At 65.4% G+C, this 5,094-nt stretch carries 5 protein-coding genes; 2 read left to right on the forward strand and 3 right to left on the reverse strand.

Going from position 1 to position 5,094, the window contains the following annotated elements; genetic code table 11:
• Both IT540_RS08155 and IT540_RS08160 read right to left on the reverse strand, forming a co-directional pair.
• Positions 1-820 (reverse strand): HAMP domain-containing protein (locus IT540_RS08155; RefSeq protein ID WP_291175589.1); only part of this gene is annotated, 820 nt, incomplete at its 3' end.
• A 227-nt stretch (positions 821-1,047) separates the two neighbouring features.
• On the reverse strand, positions 1,048-2,430 hold the full coding sequence (locus IT540_RS08160) for an autotransporter outer membrane beta-barrel domain-containing protein (RefSeq protein ID WP_291175592.1): 1,383 nt from the start codon (positions 2,428-2,430) through the stop codon (positions 1,048-1,050).
• 275 nt (positions 2,431-2,705) lie between these two features.
• Here IT540_RS08160 and IT540_RS08165 point away from each other — a divergent pair, with 275 nt between their 5' ends.
• Positions 2,706-3,746 (forward strand): ROK family protein, encoded by a 1,041-nt coding sequence (locus tag IT540_RS08165; RefSeq protein ID WP_291175594.1) that lies wholly within the window; start codon positions 2,706-2,708, stop codon positions 3,744-3,746.
• 204 nt (positions 3,747-3,950) lie between these two features.
• On the opposite strand, the gene IT540_RS08170 is transcribed toward IT540_RS08165, so the two are convergent.
• Positions 3,951-4,445, reverse strand: a complete 495-nt coding sequence (locus IT540_RS08170; RefSeq protein ID WP_291175597.1) for a ferritin-like domain-containing protein — start codon at positions 4,443-4,445, stop codon at positions 3,951-3,953.
• Between the two features lie 156 nt (positions 4,446-4,601).
• Between IT540_RS08170 and IT540_RS08175 the strand changes: the two genes are divergently transcribed.
• Positions 4,602-5,094 (forward strand): DUF892 family protein (locus IT540_RS08175; protein WP_291175600.1); only part of this gene is annotated, 493 nt, incomplete at its 3' end.

The raw sequence follows: 5,094 nt of genomic DNA on the forward strand, positions 1-5,094 counted from the left end.
CCAGAAGCTCGCCCTTGACGTCGACCGTGATCTTCTTCGACAGGTCGCCGCGGGCCACAGCCGTCGTCACGTCCGCGATGTTGCGCACCTGGGCCGTCAGGTTGCCGGCCATCAGGTTCACGCTGTCGGTCAGGTCGCGCCACGTGCCGGATGCGCCCTTGACGTCGGCCTGGCCGCCGAGCTTGCCCTCGGTGCCCACCTCGCGCGCGACGCGCGTCACCTCCGAGGCGAACGAGCGGAGCTGGTCCACCATTGCGTTGATGACCTTGGCCGTACGCAGGAACTCGCCCTCGAGCGGGCGTCCCTCGACCTCGAGCGCCATGGTCTTCGTAAGGTCGCCCTGGGCGACGGCGCCGATCACGCGCGCCACCTCGCTCGACGGGTGCACGAGGTCGTCGATCATGGAGTTCACGGACTCGATCGACGTGCGCCAGAAGCCCGTCGCGGCGCCCGGCCGCACGCGCTCCCTGAGCTTGCCCTGCTTGCCCGCAACCTCGCTCAGCCGCTCAAGCTCGCGCTCGAGATGGCCGTTGAGCTCGACGATGTCGTTGAAGGTCTCGGCGATCCTCCCGGAAAGGCCGGGCCATTCGACGGGGAGCCTGACCGACGCATCGCCTTTCTTGACGGCGATCAGGGCGGAAAGCAGCTCCGGCGCGTGCTCAGCGAGGTGCAGGCTGTCCGGGCGCGCACCATGGGTGCCGTTGAAGGGGCGGAAGGTGCGGACCCGCATGCCGCCGTTGCGGACGGGTGCCGCATGCTCGCCGTTGGCGCCGTTCGCCTCCGCCAAGGCGTTGAACGCCCGCGCGACCTCTCCGGCCACGCCCGGTAAATCCGACGGCAAACGAACGGACCTGTTCCCCTGTCCAAGGGCCTGAAGTGCGGCCAGCAGCGATTGCAGCGTTTGATCCTTGCTCGCGCTCTTGGCTGAAAGCACTCTGCCCCCCTGAGTTCGCCCGTTATTTTCCGCTCGGCAGTGCCAAACGCACAGGGGTACATCAAGGTTCCACGTGTTTTTTGGGGTCTTGGCGTGCCCGAATGCCTGCCAGCTTACTGGCCGAGCGGCATGTTGAGCTGAAGCCGGCCCGACCAGGTGTCCGCGGCCGATCCGCCGCCGGTCTCCACGCCGCCCGTCGCCTGCAGGTTGAGGCTGTCCTTAACGCCCACGGCGACACCGGCTTCGGCCTTCCAGTGCAGGTCGGGGTTCTGGATGGCCGCCATGCCGCCGGGCGCGAGGCGGGAGATGTCGTCGAACGACAGGAAGCCGCCGGCGGCGATGCGCGGCTCGATGTAGGTCTCGCTGTTGAGGTCGAAGCGGCGCTTCATCTCGGGGAGCACGTCCAGGCGTCCGGTACCGATCGGCGTCGCCTCCATGAACGCTGTATCCTGGAACTTCGGTACGTCCTCAACGTAGCTCAGGCCCACGCTCGGCACGACCGTCCATCCGGCGACCTGGCGCGTCCCACGGAGCGTGCCGCGCATCAGACTGCGGTTGACCGGGGTCGTATCGACTAGCACGCCGTTGGGCACGCTCGTCTCGGCCGTACCCCAGGCCGCACGCCCGTCGAAGACCACGCCGGGGCCGAAGCGCACGCTCATGTAAGGACCGGCCATCCAGCCGCTCGAGGACACGCCGCCGCTGTAGCGGCTGGTCTCGCCCACCTGATCGAACTGAGCCAGGTATCCGAGCATGATGTCAGGTCCCAGCATATACTTGCTGCCAAAGTACATGACGCTGAAGTTGCCGTCGTTCTGGCGTGCGTCCATGTCGATGGTGTCGTAGGTCGTGTAGCGGCCCTCGAACCAGAAATCGAGAATGCTCGGCTCGTGTGCCGTGCCAACCTTCATGGCGGCGGCGAGCTCCGACAAACTGATCGAGGCGCTGACGTCGCGAGGCGGTGCGCCGTCGGTCGGCGAGGCGGCAAAGGAGTCGAGCGGCTTGGCCTCGGTCTGCGGGCGGTCGATGCGAACGCGATCGGGATCGCGCGCCGCCAGATACGCCTTGCGGCGATCGAGAAGCGCGCGCTCGGCATTGGCCCTGGCGACGGAAGCACACGTGACGTCGAGCTGCGCGCTCGCCTCCGCATCGGCATCGAGGCGAAAGCCGTAGGACGCGGTGCTCGGGGCCACGAACATGACAGACGATGCTCGACCGGAATGAAGGGTGCGCGCGTCTCCGCCCTGGCTCGATACGGTGATGGCCGCCGTGCCCTGCGTCGACACGTTGAGAGTCAGCGTCTCGCCCTTCTGGAACGTCGCCTGCCGGGCGGCTTGCCCTCCGGCGGTGACCTGCATGTTCATTCCGCCGCGATTGGCCGCGTCACACCCCACGCTGGCGGGTCCGGCGCGGGCGTGCTCCGCGGTCAGCGATGCGGCCGCGAGCGCGCACCATGCCGCTCCCCGCAGGGTTCGAGCGTGAACGATTTTCTGCATCGTTCGCGGATCTCCTTCCAACTCATATTTTCCTTGCTGATCAAGGCCCTCTATGGCCGCGAAAATAGACCAAAGCGTGGCTCCCGCGTGCTTCTTGGCGCGCCATTCGGTGCCTCGGAAACAGGCATGGCAAGTGATCGGCGTTCGGAAAAATTTTGCGACGATCCGATCTTTCGGCCAGGGGCCGGCGTTTAGCTCGTCTCATACGGTCTGCGGCGCGTCCGCCGTAAACCTTCTCCTTACCATCCCGCTTACTTCTCACGGGGGTCATCCGATTGCCGGTCATCACCGAACATGGCGCCAAGCTGCTGCCGAGCGTGGAAGTCGACAGCTACAATCTCGAGATCCGCGACGAGGACGGCTTCGTCGGCGATCGCGCGAGCCGGGGTGCGTTCAAGGCCATCATCGACGAATGGCGCGAGCCTTTGCGCAAGCTCGGTGCCGACCCGCTCGGCGACCAGCCGACCGAGGAGGTGAGCAAGAAAGATCTCGACGCAATGCTGGCCAAGGGAGATCCGGAGGTCGGCGGTCTCATTCACAGCGCCATCGAGGCTTTCGCCAAGGAGCTCGAGCACGTCATCCGCCGGTTTCTCAAGACCGCTAGCTGGCGCGACACCGAAGCCATCGTCATCGGCGGCGGGTTCCGCGAGAGCCGGGTCGGGGAGCTTGCCATCGGGCGCACTGAGGTGCTGCTCAAATCCGGCGGCACCGACATCGAGATCGAGCTGATCCGCAATCACCCCGACGAAGCCGGGCTGATCGGCGCGGCCCACCTCATGCCGTCGTGGACGCTCGAAGGGTTCGACGGGATCCTTGCGGTCGATATCGGCGGAACCAACATCCGCGCCGGCGTCGTGGAGCTCAACCTCAAGAAATCGTCGAAGCTCGAGAAGGCCAAGGTGTGGAAGTCGGAGCTGTGGCGGCACGGCGACGAGAAGACGAAGCGCGACGAGGCCGTCGATCGGCTGATCGACATGCTCAAGGACCTGATCAAGGCCGCGGGCAAGGCCAAGATCAACCTGGCTCCGGTCATCGGCATCGGCTGCCCCGGCCTTATCCGCCCGGACGGCTCGATCGAGACCGGAGCGCAGAACCTGCCGGGCAACTGGGAAACCAAGACCTTCAATCTGCCTGCCGCCCTGCGGGAGGCGATCCCGGAGATCGGCAAGCACGAGACGGCCGCCGTGATGCACAACGACGCCGTGGTGCAGGGCCTGAGCGAGCTGCCGGTGATGCGCAAGTTCGACCGCTGGGGTGCGCTCACCATCGGCACCGGGCTCGGCAACGTGCGCTTCTCGACGCGACGCAAAAAATAGTCGGCCATGCTGTTCTGCGGAGGAGAGGATCGTGTCCCTCTCGGGCGTGTCTGGGCTTCGGCCTTCGCCGGAGTGACGTTAAGTATCAAGGACGCCGCATACCCATCTCGTCATCCCGGTGTCATGTCGGAGCCATGCTCCGCACGGACGGCCGAGATCCAGACACGCCCCAACGCGAACGCGCTGTTGTTAGAGCCAAGCCCGCTACGCAGCCTCGGCGTCCCTGTTGACGGAGCCGCGCGCGATCTCGGTCAGCAGCGTATCGGCGTGCCGCTCCTCTTTCAGGCTCTCGGCGAGAAGTTTGGCCGCGTCCGAGTGACCAAGATCGTTGGCCCATTCGATCAGCGTTCCATAGCGGCAGATCTCGTAGTGCTCGACGGCCTGCGCGGAGCTGATAATTCCCGCGTCCAGCACGCGCTCATCCTTGATCTCGTCCATGTGCTCCTTGGCCTCGTCGATGATGCCTTCGATGGCATCGCACTTCTTGCCGCGGGCCGGAACGCCGATCAGCTTGAACACCTTCTCCAGGCGGTCGACCTGCCCTTCCGTCTCCTTCTTGTGGGTCTCGAGCGCCTTCTTGAGCTTGGCGTTGTCGGCCTTGCTCACCATGCCGGGCAGCGCCTTCAGGATCTGCTTCTCGGCGTAGTAGATGTCTTTCAGGGTCGCAACAAAGAGGTCTTCCATCGTTTTTACTGACATGCTCATCTCCACCACACGGGGGTTGCACGGCAGGTGAATTCTGCCGCCCGGCTCCCGGTTCCTCGCCATCGGAGAGGGCATTCAAGGCCGCGGGAACCGCTCCATGTTGCGGCGCGTTATCGCTTGGCGTTGACGTAGCACCCGACAAGGCGGCGAATGCAGGAATTCGAGCGCGTCTACAGGCGCACCCTGGGCTTCATCTACGATGCGGAAAAGCAGCTCGTGGCATCGCTCCGGCCGGTGGGGTCCCGTGTGGACGATCGCCGGTTGAAGGACGCACTGCGCGAGATCGAGACGCAGTCCGCGCGGCAGGAAAAGCGGATCGAGAACATATTCCGCGTGCTCTACCTCGAGCCCGTCGGCGAGGCGTCGTGGGCGACCACGGCCTTGCTCAGGGAAGCGTGGGAGACGAGCACTCGCGGTGACGGCGCGCAAGGATGCGCAGCCGCCCTGCTCGCCATCAAGCGCTACGAAATCACGCTCTACGAGGCGCTTCTGCGCTGGTCGGAGCAGTGTCACCTGGTCGAGGTGCTGGCCGACATCCGCCGCAGCATCGCGGAGGAGCTGGTGCAGGCGAGCGTTCTCTCGGAGCTCGCGTTCGAGGATCTCACAGCGGATGGCTGCAAGCTCACTGTCACCGAACGCAATA

The sequence above is a fragment of the Hyphomicrobium sp. genome, from assembly GCF_020852195.1.
GTDB lineage: Bacteria > Pseudomonadota > Alphaproteobacteria > Rhizobiales > Hyphomicrobiaceae > Hyphomicrobium_C.

Bases quoted from the DNA above. Each gene is read 5' to 3' on its own strand.
- IT540_RS08170 (WP_291175597.1), bottom strand. From the start codon at position 4,445: ATGTCAGTAAAAACGATGGAAGACCTCTTTGTTGCGACCCTGAAAGAC.
- IT540_RS08160 (WP_291175592.1), bottom strand. From the start codon at position 2,430: ATGCAGAAAATCGTTCACGCTCGAACCCTGCGGGGAGCGGCATGGTGC.